Source organism: Stenotrophomonas maltophilia, from assembly GCF_900186865.1.
In the GTDB taxonomy this organism is placed as follows: Bacteria; Pseudomonadota; Gammaproteobacteria; order Xanthomonadales; family Xanthomonadaceae; genus Stenotrophomonas; species Stenotrophomonas maltophilia.
In genome coordinates this window covers 158,251-173,228 of the sequence record NZ_LT906480.1, presented here as the reverse complement: position 1 = coordinate 173,228, position 14,978 = coordinate 158,251, and the positions used below count along the sequence as shown (strand labels likewise).

Genomic DNA, 14,978 nt, shown 5'->3' with positions numbered 1-14,978 from the left:
TCAACCCCGAGGAAAACGTCATGGCACAGCATGACTACAGCAGAAAGGAAGTCCTGGACATCGTCGAGCAGGTCGCCCGGCAGAAAGGCCTTCCGGTCGATGACTTCATGCGCTTCGCGCACATCGAGACCGGCGGCACCTTCAACGAGCGCGCCCACAACACCTCGTCCGGCGCCAAGGGCCTGTTCCAGTTCGTGCCCGGCTCCGCGCGCCAGTACCACCTGACCGGCCACGAGTTCGACCCGACCCGCAACACCGAAGCGGCCGCAAAGATGTACCAGGACAACCTGGACTCGATGGCACGCCGCAACGAGCGCACCGGCCACCCGTACCTGTCCGGAGGCAGTACGCCGACCGGCCTGGACCTGTACCTGGCCCACCAGCAGGGCAGCGCCGGCTATGGCTCGGTGCAGACCGCGATTGCCACCGGCACCTTCGGCGTGGTCCGCAACGGCCACGGCGAAGAGATCAACATGCGCCGCAACGTGCTCAACCAGATCGGTTCCGATGCCAAAGCGCTGACCGGCCACACCCTGGCCGAGATGCGCGGCATGAACGATGGCGACCTGGCGCGGACGTTCTCCAGCTACTACATCCACAAGTACGCGGCGATCAGCATTCCGGAAAAGAACATCGCCCCGCAGACAGTGGCGCCGGGCCAAAGCCAGGCCCCGGCAGCGCCTGCACAGGCCAGCGCAGCCGTGGCGGCGGGTGCAGCCACGCTGGCGGCAACCGCAGCGGCGGCCACCGCGCCGAAGCCGGGCATCGAACTGCACGCCGCCTACGAGGCCGGCGTGAAGTACGACCACGTGAAGTACGCCATCAACATTCCGGGTCACGCGCTGTACGTACCGGGCAAGACCGGCAAGAACGTGGAGCAGGGTTACATCGACTGCTCCGGCTGGGTCGGCACGCTGCAGAACCGCACCATGGACGAGATCAACCAGAAGGCCGGGCATGCGGTCTTCAGCAAGGCCGATCGCATCGACCTGGGCAACCTCGGTTCCGGCGGCATCGTGCGCAAGGCATTCGACCAGTCCGGCGTGCTGCTTGACCGCGACGCGATCCTCAAGCCCGGTGCGCTGAAGGAAGGCATGATCATCGGTCTGGATACGGCCAGGACCCGCCACGAGCACTGGAACGGCATCGACCACATCGTGATGGTGGTGCGCGACCCCAACACCGACAAGCTGCTGATCAGCCAGTCCTCCGGCAGCAAGGGCGTGCACACCATGCCGGTCGAGGACTACCTCAAGCAGGTGAAGGACCACCCGAACTGGAAGCTGTACGCCTCCGATCCGCTGTCCAAGGCGCGCGACCTGCTGGAAAACCGCACCCCGTCGCACGAGCAGACCCAGGGCAAGCCTGCCGCCGAGCACAAGGCCGCTGCCACGCCGCACGCCGAACTGTACAAGCAGGGCGCGCACAGCGAAGGCGTGCGCAAAGTGCAGGAACAGCTGGGCCACCTGGGCTACGTCGGTGCCGACGGCAAGCCGCTGGTCGAGGATGGCCGCTTCGGCCGCAACACCGACGCGGCGGTGCGCCAGCTGCAGAAGGACAACGGCCTGGTGGCCGACGGCATTGTCGGGGCGAAGACGCTGGAGGCCATCAAGGAAGCCCGCGAGCGCCCGCTGCTGAACGACGAACGGCACCCGCGCAATCCGCTCTTCATCCAGGCCAGCAAGGGTCTGGAACTGTTGCCGGCCGGCACCTTCAAGGATCGCCACGCGCTGGAAAGCGCCGCCGCGGCCCTGACCAAGGAGGCGCATGCTGCCGGCCTGCAGCGCATCGACACGGTGGTGCCGAGCCCGAACGGTGAGCGCCTGTTTGCCGTGCAGGGCACGATCGGCGACCCCGCCGCCAGCCGCGTGGCGGTGGACACCCGTGCGGCCAGCGAGCAGAGCCTGGCGCTCAGCAGCGGTGCCGTGCAGGGCGCGCCGAACGTGCTGCACCAGCAGCAGGACGCCCAGCAGGAGCAGGCCCGGCAGGCACAGAAGGCGATGGGCGTCTAAGCCCGCAACGCCTTGGCAGAGAAGGGAGGGCCACGTCCGCGTGGCCTTTTCCCTTTCTGCCAGCTGAGCGGCCGAGGCCGCTTTCAGCCTTGCTTCATGCCGCCTGCCGCTAGATGAATGCGCAAGCCGCACGGTGGACGAGGCAATGTTCCGGCAATGTTGGAACGTCAGCGTGGTCTCCACGGCAGCCGGGGCGCCCGCGCCCTCCCTGCCCAGCGTGGCATGCACCTCACAGGAGAACGAACATGCTCAGTACTTCCACACTCAGCTTCCGTGGTCTGGCGATGGCCCTGGCACTGGTGGCCGGTGTCGCCGTGGTCAGCGATGCCAGCGCGATGTCGAGGAAGGACAAGCGCACCCTGGTCGGCGCCGTGGTCGGTGGCGTGGCCGGCAACCTGCTCTCCAACGGCGATCCCGCTGCCACCGTCGGCGGCGCCGTGGCCGGCGGCGCGATCGGCAACCTGACCACCTCCGACCGCCGCGACCGCCGTTACTACGACAATCGCCGTTACGACGACCGCTACGATCGCCGTTACGACCGTGGCTACTACCGCAGCGGCTACTACGACCGCGGTGATGACCGTCGCTGGCAACGCGAGCGCTACTACGACAACCGCTACTACCACGACCGCGGTCGCCATCGCGGCTGGTAAGCAGCGCGGCATCTCCCATGCCGATGCCCGGACGGGCGGGTCGATGACCCGCCCGTTTGCGTTGGCCGCGTGCATGGCGTTGAATGCGCAGCCTTGGATGTGACTTTCCCCACTGGGGCTGCGGCATGACTTCTTCCTCCCACCGCGTGCAGGGCCTCAACAACGACGAGGTCGCTGCCGACTGGCCACCGATCAGCGCGGCGGACATCGCGTGGCTGCGCCAGCACTACCCGCAGCTGGACGAGCGCAGCCAACCGCGCTGGCACAGCCCGCGGCCGCTGTCGGCCGCCGCCATCGTCAACGGCGCGAACGGAGCGGTGTTCGTCAAGCGCCATCACCACAGCGTGCGCAGTGCGGCCTGCCTGGAAGAAGAGCACCACTTCATCGCCCATCTCGCCGCAGCGGGCGTACCGGTGGTGCAGGTGCTGCCAGCGGCCGATGGCCACACTGCGGCCGAACATGGCGAATGGACGTTCGAGCTGCATGCGATCGGCGTCGGCGAGGACCTGTACCGCGACGCCGTGTCGTGGTCGCTGCTGACCGATGTCGCGCAGGCCCGCGAAGCCGGGCGCACACTCGCGCAGCTGCACCGGGCCGCCGCCAGCTACCACGCGCCCCAACGCGGCACCCATGTGCTGGTCGCGCGCGACGATCTGATCCGTGCCGACGATCCGATCGCGGCCATCAAGGCAGGGCTGCACGAGCGTCCCGGGCTGGCCCGCTATCTCGCGCGCATTCCATGGGAAGCGCAGCTGCAGCGCGACGTGCTGCCGTGGCATGCCGGCCTGGCCGAGCGCCTGCGCGATGAGCCACGGTTGTGGGCGCACAACGACTGGCACGTTTCCAACCTGCTGTGGCGCGATGGGCAGATCAGTACCGTGCTGGATTTTGGCCTGGCCTCGCCCACCAGTGCGCTGTTCGACCTCGCCACGGCGATCGAGCGCAACGCGGTGGCGTGGCTGGAACTGGAGCGCGGCATGGAGGCGGTGCGCATCGATATCGCGCTGGCCCTGCTCGACGGCTACCGCCAGGTGCTGCCGCTGTCGGCGGCACGCGTGCACCTGCTGGCCGACCTGCTGCCGATGGTTCATTTCGACTTCGCACTGTCCGAAGTGGAGTACTTCGAAGGCGTCACCGGCTCGACCGCCAATGCCGACGTCGCATGGCAGCCCTTCATGCTGGGGCATCCGGCGTGGTTCCACAGCGCGCCGGGACAGGCACTGCTGCAGGCGCTGCACGCGGCGGCGTGACCCGGTTGGCGCACCATTGGGATCAGGTCCCTTTCCTGCGGAAAGGGATCTGACCCCGCAGCCTGGACCCCGCAGCCTGAAGGACGCCGGCTCGCAAATCCGTACCATTTGTAGTGAAATGGTCACCTGAAGCGGGGGTGCCTGGATCTGCCAGGCTGAGAGAGTCCCTTGGAACCTGATCCGGTTTGCACCGGCGTAGGGAGCTTTGAGCCGCGGCCACACCCCCATCATGGGCCCTGTGCACCTGCGCGCCGTCGCTTCGTCTCCCTTGTTGTCCGAAGACGAACCGAATGAACCGCTGCCTGCGCCCCACCCTGCTCTCCCTCGCCCTCTGCGCCGCGCTGCCACTGCACGCCAGCGAGGCCGATGCGTCCCCTGATGCGGCTACCACCGGCGCCGAGCGCTCGCCCACCGAACTGGCGGCGGTACGCGTGCAGGCCGGCAAACCGAAGGCCGATACCTCACACGTGAACGCCTTCGGTGGCGGCAGCTGGAAGGACACGCCGGCCTCGGTGAACGTGCTTGAGCGCGAATACCTCGACCGTCGCCAGGTGCGTTCGCTGTCCGAGCTGGCCAGCAACGATGCCTCGCTGGGTGATGCGTATGCGCCGGTGGGTTACTACCAGAACATCGCCATCCGTGGCTTCGCCCTGGACGCCGCCACCGGCTACCGCTTCAACGGCCTGTCCATCGCCGGCGAACAGCGCCTGGCGCTGGAGAACGTGCAGTCGGTGGAGATCCTCAAGGGTGAAGCCGGCCTGGCCGCAGGCGTGATGGCGCCGGGCGGCATCATCAACTACATCGGCAAGCGCCCGGCCGAAGTGCGCACCGCCACGCTCGGTACCGATTCGGAAGGCTCGCGCTACGTCGCCGTCGATGTCGGCCACTGGATCACCCCGCGTTTCGGCCTGCGCCTGAATGCCGCCTGGGATTCCAGCAATTCCTACGTCGAGCACGCCGATGGCCGCCGCAACTTCTACTCGCTGGCCGCCGACTGGCTCATTGGCGAGCGCGGCAAGCTGGAAGTGGATGCCAACTACCAGACCAGCTCGCAGCGTTCGGTGTCCGGCTACCAGCTGCTGGGCGCACGCGACCTGCCGCGTGGCGTCGACCGCGAACACCTGCTGGGTTACCAGCCGTGGCAGCGCCCGGTGGATATCGCCAGCACCAACATCACCGCGCTGCATACCTACGACTTCAACGAGGCCTGGCAGTCGCGCGTCTCGGTCGGCCACAGCCGTTCGGTGATCGATGACAACGTCGCCTTCGCCTACGGCTGCTACTACGCCGTGCAGTGCGCCGATGGCAGCGTGCCAGGCAACTACTTCGCGCCCAACGGCGACTATGACGTCTACGACTACCGCAGCCCGGACGACACCCGCCGCAACCAGCAGGCCCGTGCCGAGCTGCGTGGCCGCTTCGAGACCGGCAGCGTCGGCCATGAGCTGACCGTCGGTGCCGACTACTTCCGCCGCACCGTGGACAAGCGCCCGAGCGTCAACGAGTACGTCGGCACCAGCAACATCCACGAAGCACCGGTGCCGGTATTCGCGCCGTCGCCGAAGATGCCGGGACCGTCCGCACGTCGCCTGGACAGCCGCCAGACCGCGTTCTTCGCGCTGGACCGGATCAGCTTCGGCGATGACTGGCAGTGGCTGGCCGGTGGCCGCTTCGTGCGCCTCGATGAGCGCGCCTACGACAAGCGTGGCACCCCGCAGCGGCACAGCCGCCTGTCGCGCTTCCTGCCGCAGACCGCGGTGGTGTGGAAGGCCACCGACCAGCTCAATGCCTATGCCAGCTACGTGCGCGGCATTTCGCTGGGCCAGGAAGCGCCGTTCTGGACCAGCAACGCCGACACCTTCCTGCCGTCCGTGCAGTCGCGGCAGCTGGAAGTGGGCGTGAAGTACGTGCCGGTCGAAGCGCTGACCCTGGGCGCGGCCGTGTTCCGCATTTCGCAGCCGCACCAGTACGCCAAGCCGGACAGCAGCGACGTCGGCTACACCTTCGTCGAGGAAGGCACGCAGACCCACACCGGCCTGGAGCTGACCGCCAACGGCCAGCTGACCGATGCGCTGCAGATCGTGGCCAGCGCCAGCGTGCTGCAGGCGCGCGCGCGCGACACCGGCACGCCGGCCTATGAAGGCCATCAGCTGGTGAACGTGCCGAAGGTGCGCGCCAGCGTGCACCTGGCCTATGCGCTGCCGTTCGTGCAGGGCCTGGACGTGACCGGCGGCTGGCGCTATGCCGGTGCCAACGTGGCCCGCGCCGACGGTGGCGTGCGCGCACCCGACTATTCAGTGTTCGACGCTGGCCTGCGTTTCCAGCATCGCCTGCGCGAGCGCGCAGTGACCTGGAACCTGTCGGTGGACAACGTGTTCAACCGCTTCTACTGGCGCGATACCGGCAGCAGCGGCGGTGACTACTACCTGTTCCCCGGCGCACCGCGACAGGCCCGCCTGTCGGTGACGTTCGCGCTGTGAGCGGCGTGATGCTCGAGTGGACCGCCGCACTGTGCAGCATCCTCGGCGTCTGGCTGATGGCCCGGCGCCGGCTGGCGGCGTGGCCGGTGGGCCTGCTGTCGGTGGCGCTGTATGGCCTGGTGTTCGCCGAGGCCAAGCTGTACTCGGACACCCTGCTGCAGGTCGCCTTCGGTGGTTTCCTGGTCTATGGCTGGCTCAACTGGCGACAGCATGCCGCCGATGAGGGCAGCATCCGCATCGTGCCGCTGGCGCGCGGCACGCTGCTGCGCGACCTGTCCATCGGCCTGTGCGGTGGCGTGGCGCTGGGTGCGGCCATGCACAGCTTCACCGACGCTGCCCTGCCGTGGTTGGATGCGCTGCTGACCGGTCTGAGCCTGGTCGGGCAATGGTGGCAGGCACGCCGCCACGTGGCCTGCTGGTGGGTGTGGATCGCAGTGGACGTGGTCTATGTGGGTGCGTACCTGTTCAAGTCGCTGCACGTGACCGCCGCGCTGTACGTGTTCTTCCTCGGCCTGGCCGTGTTCGGCCTGCGCGCATGGAGCGCCGCCGCTCGCGAGCCACAGGTGGCAACCCGGTAGAGCCACGCCATACGTGGCTGGGCCACCGGTAGTCGCCAACCTTGGTTGGCGTGCGTGCCGACCAAGGTCGGCATCTACCCAGAACATCCACGCATGGCGTGGATCTTATCTCTTGCCAATCTGGCACCTTGGGTGCCGAGAGCCCGGCGTGGGCGACCGTGTGGATCCAGGTCTTGCGACCGAGAAGTAGCTTGGGTCCCCACGCCGGATTCTCCCTGAACCGCCCGAACAGTTGGTTGAGTTGGCGCTCGAACTGATAAGACTGGGCAAGCGGGGAGAGCTCTCGACCCTGTCAGCCTAGCGGAGTTCTGCCATGTTTGGGATCGGGATCGATGTGAGCAAAGCCACGCTGGATGTGGCCGTCCATGGAGAGCAGTTTCGCCAATTCAGCAACGACAAGCGCGGCTTTGTGCGCTTGATTCGGTGGCTGAAGACGTGGCCGATCAAGCAGGTCGTTCTTGAGGCAAGCGGGGGTTACGAGCGTGCTGCTCTGGATGTATTGCACGCCGCTGGCCTGCCGATGGTACGAATCAATCCGGCGCGTGCACGGCGATTTGCCCAAGGCACGGGCCGTGCCGCCAAGACCGATCGGCTCGATGCGACAGTGCTGGCACAGATGGCCCATTTGTTGCCGCTGACCCGCTACGTACCGCCTGCTCCTTGGCAGCAGCGTCTGGCTGCATTTGCGCAATGCCGCAGGCAACTGGTGCAGATGCGGGTCAGTGAGATGCAGCGCTTGCGGCGATTGGTCGATCCGGATCTGATTGCGATGAAGCAACGCCATATAGCTCAGCTATCTGACGACCTGAAGCAGTTGGATAAAGCTATTGCCGAGCAGCTTGAGGGGCAGCCTGGCTGGAAGAATATCGGCGCGCTCAAAGGCGTCGGCCCCATCCTGATCAGCACACTGGCCTGCGAGTTGCCCGAACTGGGCAGCTTGGGAAGTAAAGCCATAGCATCGCTGGTGGGGTTGGCCCCGATGAACCGCGAAAGTGGCACTTGGCAGGGCCAACGGCGGATCAGTGGTGGGCGCGCGGTGGTACGCGAAGCCCTTTACATGGCGGCCCTGACGGCCATCCGGTACGAGCCAAGGCTGCGCGCGTTTTACGCTGGCCTGAAGGCCAAGGGCAAAGCGAGCAAGGTGGCGCTCGTGGCGGTCATGCGCAAAATGCTGGTGATCCTCAACGCCCGTAAGCGAGACGCCGAGGTGGCCCTCGGCTGCCCCTGACAAGACAGTTGCTACTGGGTAAGCACCAAACCCAGCCGCAGCGGCTGGCGCATGTCGGCCGGTGGCGCGGCCTGCAGGGGTGCACTCTGCAGGGTCGCGCGCAGGGCAGCATCGACCTGGGCGTCACCCAAGCTGTCGAATTCCAGTTTCGAAATGCGGCCATCCGCCGCGATCCACACGCTCACCGGCAGCGGCGTCGGCGTGTCCGGATGTGCCTGCAGCCATTCCAGTACGCGCTGCGCCTGCGGGTCCTGCTCCTGCTGCAGGCGCTGCTGCAGCTGCCCCCCCACGGCGGCGGCATAGGCCATCCAGTGTGCAGGAGCTTCCTGCGCGGACACCCCGGCGCTCCCCAGTGCCAGCGCACCGAACAACGCGGCCAGTGGCCGCCACCAGCGGCGTGCACCGGTTGTGTTCCTTGCCATCGCCATCGCCCGCCCCTGCGCTCTCATCCAACGGCTGATGGTCGGCGCGGTAGATGACAGGCAGATGGCGGCCGCTGCTACCCGGCGCGATCAGTCGCCCAGGTCGGCCAGCACCTTGCGCGAGGGCGCGAAGAAGGTCACACCGGTGGTGGCGGTGGAGAAGTCGAGGATGCGGTCGTGCAGCGGTGCGGGATTGCCGATGAACATGCGCTCGAGCATCTTCTCGATCACCCACAGGCGGCGCGTGTAGCCGATGAAGTAGGTGCCGTACTCGCCGCGACCCGGGTTGGCGAACGGCATGTTGTCGCGCAGGATCTCGTGCTCGCCGTCGGCATCCTCGATGGTGCACAGCGTCTTGTGCGACTTCTGCGCATCGGCCGGCGCATCGTCCAGCTCGATGTTGTCGTGCTTGGTACGACCGATGATTGCTTCCTGCGCCTCGGTCTTCTGCGCGCGCCAGGCATCGAGGTTGTGCAGGTACTTCTGCACCACCACGTAACTGCCGCCGGCATGTTCCGGATCCTCTTCACCCACGATGGTGGCTTCCGGCAGTGACAGCCCTTCCGGGTTGGCGGTGCCGTCGACGAAATCGAGCAGGTCGCGGCCATCGAAATAGCGGAAGCCGGCCACGTCATCGACCGTCTCCACCGCATCGCCAAAGGCCATCAGCAGGTTGCGCTCGAACGCCACGATCAGATCCATCGTGCGTGCACGGATGTGGTACAGCAGGTCGCCCGGCGTGGACACGGCCGTGTGGGTCGCGCCCTTGATCTCGCGGAACGGCTGCAGCTCACGCGGTGGCGTGGTGCCCACCAGCGGCTTCCACACGCGGTGGCCGATGGCCACGTTGCAGGTGAAGGTGCGTTCGATCTCGCGGATGGCGGTGTTCTTGATCAGGTCGTCGGTGCTGGCCAGCACCTCGCGTGCCTTGGCGATCGACGCCTCGTCATCCTTCACCTTCAGCACCAGAAACGCCGCCGAATGGGTCAGTGGCGCGGTGATCTGCTGCGGCTCGTTGTCGAGCGTGTGGTTGACGGCGGTGATCGGTGCGGGCTGGGAGTTCACGGCGGTTCCTGCTGGCTTGAGGCGGGCGCATCGCGTGTGGCGATGTGCGGGCGATCATAGCGGAACCGCCTGACCGGGGACGGAGCGGTTCTCGTTCCGTCCACCGGCGAAGCTACGAAGGCCTCAGTCCACATCACTCCAGACCGCCAGTTCGTAGCCATCCAGATCGCGGAAGTGGAAGCGGCGACCACCCGGGAAGGCGAACACCGCCTGCACCACCTCGCCACCGGCGGCCACTACGCGTTGCTGCGCATCGGCCAGGTCCGCGCAGTAGAGGATCACCAGCGGCCCCCCGTGGGCACGCACCGCCGCGTCGGCCACGAAGCCACCTTTCAGGCGGCCGTCGTCGAACTCGGTGTAGGCCGTGCCGTAGTCCGTGAAGCGCCAGCCGAACACCTCGCCGTAGAAGCGCTTGCTACGGTCAATGTCGGCGACGTTGAATTCGATGTTGTCGATGCGGCGTTCGGCATCGTGGGGCGCGGCAGGATTCATGGCGAGGCTCCGTGGTGGGAGCCCAGCATCGATCAATGCAGCACAGTGGTCTTGAACAAAACGGCCATCATTGTCCCCACTCCAGGCGCAGCTCGCTGGCGGTCATGCCCGCCAGTTCACGCGCCTCGCGGCTGAGATGGGCCTGGTCGGCATAGTCGGCATCAGCGGCCAGCATCGCCAACGAATGCAGTGGCAGCGCGCGACTCTGGCGCAGGAAACGTTGCAGCCGCAGGATCCGCTCCAGCGTCTTGGCGCCGTAGCCGAACTGCGACTGGCTGAAACGCCGCAGGCTGCGCGGGCTCAGGCCCAAGTGCGGCGCCAGCGTATCCAGCGTGGCATTACCCGCGGCGAGCGCCTGGAACAGGACATGGGCGCGCTGCGCCGGCGTATCGAGCGCGGCCGCACCCATGTGCTGTTGCAGGCAGTGCGCCATTCGCTGCAGGCGCTGTGCAGGCGCGGTGTCGCCGATGGAGGCCGCCGCCTTGTTCGCCCACGCGCCCTTCAGGTCGGCCAGTGGCACGGCCTGGCCGATGATCCCGGCCAAGGGCAGGCCGAGCGCGGCCAATGCCTGGCCGGGACGGAAGCGTGCGCCCAGCACCTGCGCACCGGGTGCCAGCGCCGGGTGTGCGGCCACGCGGTCCGGGCCGACGACGAACAGCGCACCGTCGCGCCAGAGGATATCCACGCAGCCATCGGGCAATACGGTGATGTGCCCATCGGCATCGGCAGGAAGCTGGCTCTGCCACAGCTGTCCAAAGTGGCCGCGCAGCGGCGCAGGCGCCAGATGCTCCTGGTAGGTCGTGCCGGTGCCTGCAAGAGAGGAAGGGTCGCCCATGCCGCATTGTGGCGCCACGGGGCCCATAAAAGTGAAGCCCGGCGCGAGGCCGGGCTTCGGTTGGCGTGTGGGAGAGAGAGAGAGTCACACGCCAGCACAACACGCACTAACGACAGGCGTTTGTTACCAGGTGAAGCGCGGGCCCACGAACCACTCGCGGTCGCCGGCCTTGGCCAGCTTCACTTCGCCACTCAGGCCCCAGTTCTGGTTGAACTTGGCGGTGGCGCCGACACGGCCATAGAACTCGCCGTCCGGGTTGATTCCGTGCTTCTTGGTGTAGTCCTCGTAGCCGGCCATCACGTAGCCTTCCACGTACGGGTTGAACGCGGTGCGCACGCCAACTTCGGTCGAGTAGCCGTTGAAGTCCAGGCCATGCTTCATGTCGAACTTCTGGTACGCAACGCGAGCCACCAGGTCGGTGTTCGGTGCGATGCCGTAGTTGTAGCCGGCGCCAATGCGCCACTGGTCGACGTCATTCTTGAACTTGTCGGTCTCCTGCGCGCTGTAGTCGCCGAAGATGTGGAAGTTCGGGTGCACCGCCACGGAACCCTTCACCTTCCAGCCGTCGGCGTCGCCGCCCTTGGCATCGGTGTTCACGTAGCCGCCTTCAACGTAGTTGTACGACAGGCCATCGGTTGCCGATGCAGCGAACGGCAGAGCAGCCAGAAGACCCAGGGCAAGCAGCGAATTCTTGTTCATCGGGACACACCTTTAATTATTTTGGTTTCGTCGGCCGCCTCCCGGGAGGGGGAGAGAGAAGAGGCGGTCGACAGGTGTGAATTATCCGTTAGGGGGTCTAATCAACCCTGAATATTGAACTGACTGGTGTATAAATAAGGCTGGCGTTCAGGGAACTCCGCATGGGACCGCTGTCGGCTTCTTACGCGCACCACGCTCGATGCTTGATGCGGGCACTGATCCTGATCGCCTCGCCGGTTGCGCTGCCGCAGGCACAGGCGGCTGAGCGCATCGTTGCTACCGGGCACATCGTCGTACAGACAGACGATGTCACGCGCTTCTTCAAGGTGCTGGACGCCAACCAAGGGCGCCCAAGCGCCGATGATCTGCAACACGGCTATCTGGATGCGGGTACGGATGCCCTGCGCAGCTTCACCGACCGCCGTATCGGCTCGATGGAGCGGCTGGCCAGGGCCATCCAGGACAAGCCGGCATTGTTTGCGAAAGCGAGAACCTGCGCGACCGCATTGCCATCGATCCGCACGCGCGTCGCCGCTGCCGTCGATCGACTTGGCGCCCTGTTGCCGTCTGCGCGCTTTCCCCCGGTCACCGTACTGGTGGGCCGCGGCAATAGTGGTGGCGTGACTACCGAAGCAGGTGTGGTCGTCGGACTGGAAGCACTGTGCAACGCCGACTGGATGCAGGCCGACGTAGGTGACCGCTTCGTGCATCTGATCGCGCATGAGTATGTGCACGTGCAACAGCCCGGTGCACGCGTGGACGTCGAGCAGCCCACCCTGCTCTATCAGACCCTGCTGGAAGGGGGCGCCGAATACGTGGCCGAACGGATCTCCGGGCAACCGGCCAACGCGCATCTGCAGCGTTGGACACAGGGTCGCGAGTGTGCGCTGGAGCGCGCGTTCCTGCAGGACAGCATGGGTACCGATCTTTCGAGGTGGCTGTACAACGGTCCCGGCGACGATGCGCGCCGCGGAGATCTCGGCTACTGGATCGGCTATCGCATCGCCCATGCCTATGTTGCGCGCGCGGCCGACACGCGCAGCGGCGTCGCCGAACTGCTGGATGTCCAGCCTGGGAACGCTGCGGCGCTGCTGGAAGCAAGTGGATGGCAACCTGCGTGCGGAGCAGGCGAAAGCACGCAGACGCGCATGCCGTGATGGCGGCTTCATGCAGGTGAATGGGTAACGTTTAACAGGCACAAGGCGCTTCGCCGATGCAGATCAGTTCGCTTGATCCCGCTTGTTAAGGTTTGTTGATCTACAGGCCTTCACAGCCCATCCACGTACTCAAATTCCAGCTGAAAGCACGGGCTAGCGCCGGGAACAAACGCCGCTATATTCCAGCTTCCCCAGACGAAGGAGGGAGTTGGAAATGAAACTGACCAAGCAGCACATCAACGCAGCACGCGCCATCACCGTCGCCATCGTGGCCACCGTAAGCCTCGGCGCTTGCGCCACCTACAAGGACGAGTTCGCAACCATCAACTCGCGCCTCGATCAGCTCGACGTAAAGGTGCAGGGCGCTGCCCAGAGTGCCGAGTCCGCCAACCAGTCGGCGCAGCAGGCCAACCAGCGTCTGGACCAGATCGAAGGCCGCGTACAGCAGCTTGAAAGGGCACCGGCCGGTCGCAAGCCGCGCGGCTGATAGCTCCCTCATCCTTTGAATTGATCCACCTCTGTATCGGGAACCAGTGGCCTTCGCCGGCCACTGGCATCCTTCCACCCAGGATTGCATTGCAAGGAGCCGTCCCATTCGTACCTCCTCCTCCCCTGAACGCCGCGTCCTCCATGCCGCACTGGCGATGGCACTGGTCGTTGCGTGTAGCGGCGCAGCCAGCGCCAAGGGCAAGGACAAGGAAGCGCCTGAACAGCGAATTGCCGCCGTTGATGAACTTCCACCCGACCAGAGCGTGTCCGAAACAGTGATCGAGCTGGCCGGCTGGGTGGTTGCCAGCAAGGACAACCAGGGCTACCCGTTCGCAATCATGGACAAGGCCGCCGCGCAGGTCCTGATCTTCGGCGGCGACGGTAAGCTGCGCGGCGCGGCACCGGCGCTGTTCGGTTCGGCCATCGGTGATCACTCGGCCCCTGGTGTTGCCAAGCTCGCACTGAGCGCGATTCCCGGCCATGACCGCACCACCCCTGCCGGCCGTTTCATTGGTGGCTACGGCCCCTCCGACGATGCCGGGCGCGTGCTGTGGGTGGACTACGATTCCGCCGTCTCGATGCACCCGCTGCCGCCAGGCACCCCGAAAGAGAAACGCGCCCAACGGCTGGCAACGCCGACGCCGGACGACAACCGCGTCACCCACGGCTGCATCAACGTCTCGCCCGCGTTCTACGAGCAGATCGTGCAGTCCACGTTCGAGAAGGGTGGTGTGTTCTACATCCTGCCGGACAAGGATTCGATCGCGAAGACGTTCCCGGAGTTCGCGCAGAGCCGTGGCGATGCAAAGGACGAAGACGAGAAAGGCGCGCGGCGCGCAAGCAAGTAGAAGTGGGTAGTGGAAAGCGTTTGCGTACCGGAAGTCAGGAAGCCGCAGCGCCCGCCGCCCGCGCCAATGCAGCGGCATGCGCATCGCCCTTCCTCTCGCTGTAACGGTCCACCAGGTAGTCCGTCCTGCCACGCGTCAGCAGCGTGAACTTCACCAGCTCTTCCATCACATCCACCACCCGATCGTAGTACGGCGAGGGTTTCATCCGGCCGTCGTCATCGAATTCCTGCCAGGCCTTGGGCACCGACGACTGGTTGGGGATGGTCAGCATGCGCATCCAACGGCCGAGCACGCGCAACGTGTTGACCGTATTGAACGACTGCGAGCCGCCACTCACCTGCAGCAGCGCCAGCGTCCTGCCCTGCGTGGGCCGCACGCTGCCATCTTCCAGCGGCAACCAGTCGATCTGGTTCTTGAACACGCCGGTGACCGTGCCATGCCGCTCGGGGCTGACCCAGACCTGGCCTTCCGACCACTGCGACCATTCGCGCAGTCGCTGCACTTCAGGGTGGTGCGGGTGCACGCTGTCCAGCATGGGCAGCGCATGCGGATCGAACACGCGGGTCTCGCACCCCAGGTGACGCAGCAATCGCTCGGCTTCCAGCGCCAGCTTGCGACTGAACGACTGCGGCCGAAGCGAGCCGTAGAGCAGGAGGATGCGTGGCGGTCCCGGATCTGCCGCGGCGAGCTGGTGGTGATCGGGCTGGGGCAGCGAGGCGTCTACCAGATTCGGTAGATGGGGGCTTGTGATGGGCTTATTCATTCGATTA

The 14,978-nt window shown here is 66.1% G+C and carries 15 protein-coding genes and 1 riboswitch; of the genes, 9 read left to right on the top strand and 6 right to left on the bottom strand.

Going from position 1 to position 14,978, the window contains the following annotated elements; translation table 11 throughout:
* The first annotated feature begins 20 nt into the window (after positions 1 to 20).
* The 6 genes from CKW06_RS00800 to CKW06_RS00775 all read left to right on the top strand — a co-directional run bounded on the left by CKW06_RS00800 (position 21) and on the right by CKW06_RS00775 (position 8,201).
* The gene (locus CKW06_RS00800) at positions 21 to 2,012 is read left to right on the top strand and encodes a peptidoglycan-binding protein (RefSeq protein WP_024956296.1); all 1,992 of its coding nucleotides are present in this window, start codon (positions 21 to 23) and stop codon (positions 2,010 to 2,012) included.
* Between the two features lie 245 nt (positions 2,013 to 2,257).
* Entirely contained in the window at positions 2,258 to 2,665 is a 408-nt protein-coding gene (locus CKW06_RS00795) for a glycine zipper 2TM domain-containing protein (RefSeq protein WP_014645533.1), read from the top strand.
* Between the two features lie 125 nt (positions 2,666 to 2,790).
* A complete protein-coding gene (locus tag CKW06_RS00790) occupies positions 2,791 to 3,915 on the top strand; it encodes a phosphotransferase enzyme family protein (RefSeq protein ID WP_024956295.1) in 1,125 nt (374 codons plus the stop codon).
* Positions 3,916 to 4,038: 123 nt separating this feature from the next.
* Positions 4,039 to 4,134, top strand: a riboswitch (TPP riboswitch).
* Positions 4,135 to 4,205: 71 nt separating this feature from the next.
* A complete protein-coding gene (locus CKW06_RS00785; RefSeq protein ID WP_024956294.1) occupies positions 4,206 to 6,395 on the top strand; it encodes a TonB-dependent receptor in 2,190 nt (729 codons plus the stop codon).
* Between the two features lie 8 nt (positions 6,396 to 6,403).
* Positions 6,404 to 6,973, top strand: a complete 570-nt coding sequence (gene pnuC, locus CKW06_RS00780; protein ID WP_024956293.1) for a nicotinamide riboside transporter PnuC — start codon at positions 6,404 to 6,406, stop codon at positions 6,971 to 6,973.
* Positions 6,974 to 7,286: 313 nt separating this feature from the next.
* Positions 7,287 to 8,201, top strand: coding sequence for an IS110-like element ISStma6 family transposase (locus CKW06_RS00775; RefSeq protein WP_038646240.1), 915 nt, complete (start codon positions 7,287 to 7,289; stop codon positions 8,199 to 8,201).
* 11 nt (positions 8,202 to 8,212) lie between these two features.
* Here the strand turns inward: CKW06_RS00775 and CKW06_RS00770 are convergent, their stop codons facing one another.
* From CKW06_RS00770 to CKW06_RS00750, 5 genes are all read right to left on the bottom strand, one after another.
* On the bottom strand, positions 8,213 to 8,629 hold the full coding sequence (locus CKW06_RS00770) for an energy transducer TonB (protein ID WP_024957752.1): 417 nt from the start codon (positions 8,627 to 8,629) through the stop codon (positions 8,213 to 8,215).
* Between the two features lie 84 nt (positions 8,630 to 8,713).
* Positions 8,714 to 9,688: a Dyp-type peroxidase gene (locus tag CKW06_RS00765; RefSeq protein WP_024957753.1), complete on the bottom strand. Its 975-nt coding sequence runs from the start codon at positions 9,686 to 9,688 to the stop codon at positions 8,714 to 8,716.
* Between the two features lie 123 nt (positions 9,689 to 9,811).
* Positions 9,812 to 10,180, bottom strand: a complete 369-nt coding sequence (locus tag CKW06_RS00760; RefSeq protein ID WP_024957754.1) for a VOC family protein — start codon at positions 10,178 to 10,180, stop codon at positions 9,812 to 9,814.
* Between the two features lie 67 nt (positions 10,181 to 10,247).
* Positions 10,248 to 11,015: a DUF6597 domain-containing transcriptional factor gene (locus CKW06_RS00755; RefSeq protein ID WP_024957755.1), complete on the bottom strand. Its 768-nt coding sequence runs from the start codon at positions 11,013 to 11,015 to the stop codon at positions 10,248 to 10,250.
* A gap of 123 nt (positions 11,016 to 11,138) precedes the next feature.
* The gene (locus CKW06_RS00750) at positions 11,139 to 11,714 is read right to left on the bottom strand and encodes an OmpO family porin (RefSeq protein ID WP_005411880.1); all 576 of its coding nucleotides are present in this window, start codon (positions 11,712 to 11,714) and stop codon (positions 11,139 to 11,141) included.
* A gap of 206 nt (positions 11,715 to 11,920) precedes the next feature.
* Between CKW06_RS00750 and CKW06_RS00745 the strand changes: the two genes are divergently transcribed.
* The 3 genes from CKW06_RS00745 to CKW06_RS00735 all read left to right on the top strand — a co-directional run bounded on the left by CKW06_RS00745 (position 11,921) and on the right by CKW06_RS00735 (position 14,208).
* Complete coding sequence (locus CKW06_RS00745; protein WP_024957756.1) at positions 11,921 to 12,871, top strand: DUF2268 domain-containing putative Zn-dependent protease; 951 nt, start codon at positions 11,921 to 11,923, stop codon at positions 12,869 to 12,871.
* Between the two features lie 214 nt (positions 12,872 to 13,085).
* Entirely contained in the window at positions 13,086 to 13,358 is a 273-nt protein-coding gene (locus CKW06_RS00740; RefSeq protein WP_005407606.1) for a hypothetical protein, read from the top strand.
* Positions 13,359 to 13,515: 157 nt separating this feature from the next.
* On the top strand, positions 13,516 to 14,208 hold the full coding sequence (locus tag CKW06_RS00735) for a L,D-transpeptidase family protein (protein WP_024957757.1): 693 nt from the start codon (positions 13,516 to 13,518) through the stop codon (positions 14,206 to 14,208).
* A 34-nt stretch (positions 14,209 to 14,242) separates the two neighbouring features.
* On the opposite strand, the gene arsH is transcribed toward CKW06_RS00735, so the two are convergent.
* Positions 14,243 to 14,971, bottom strand: coding sequence for an arsenical resistance protein ArsH (gene arsH / locus CKW06_RS00730; protein ID WP_024957758.1), 729 nt, complete (start codon positions 14,969 to 14,971; stop codon positions 14,243 to 14,245).
* Positions 14,972 to 14,978: the final 7 nt, after the last annotated feature.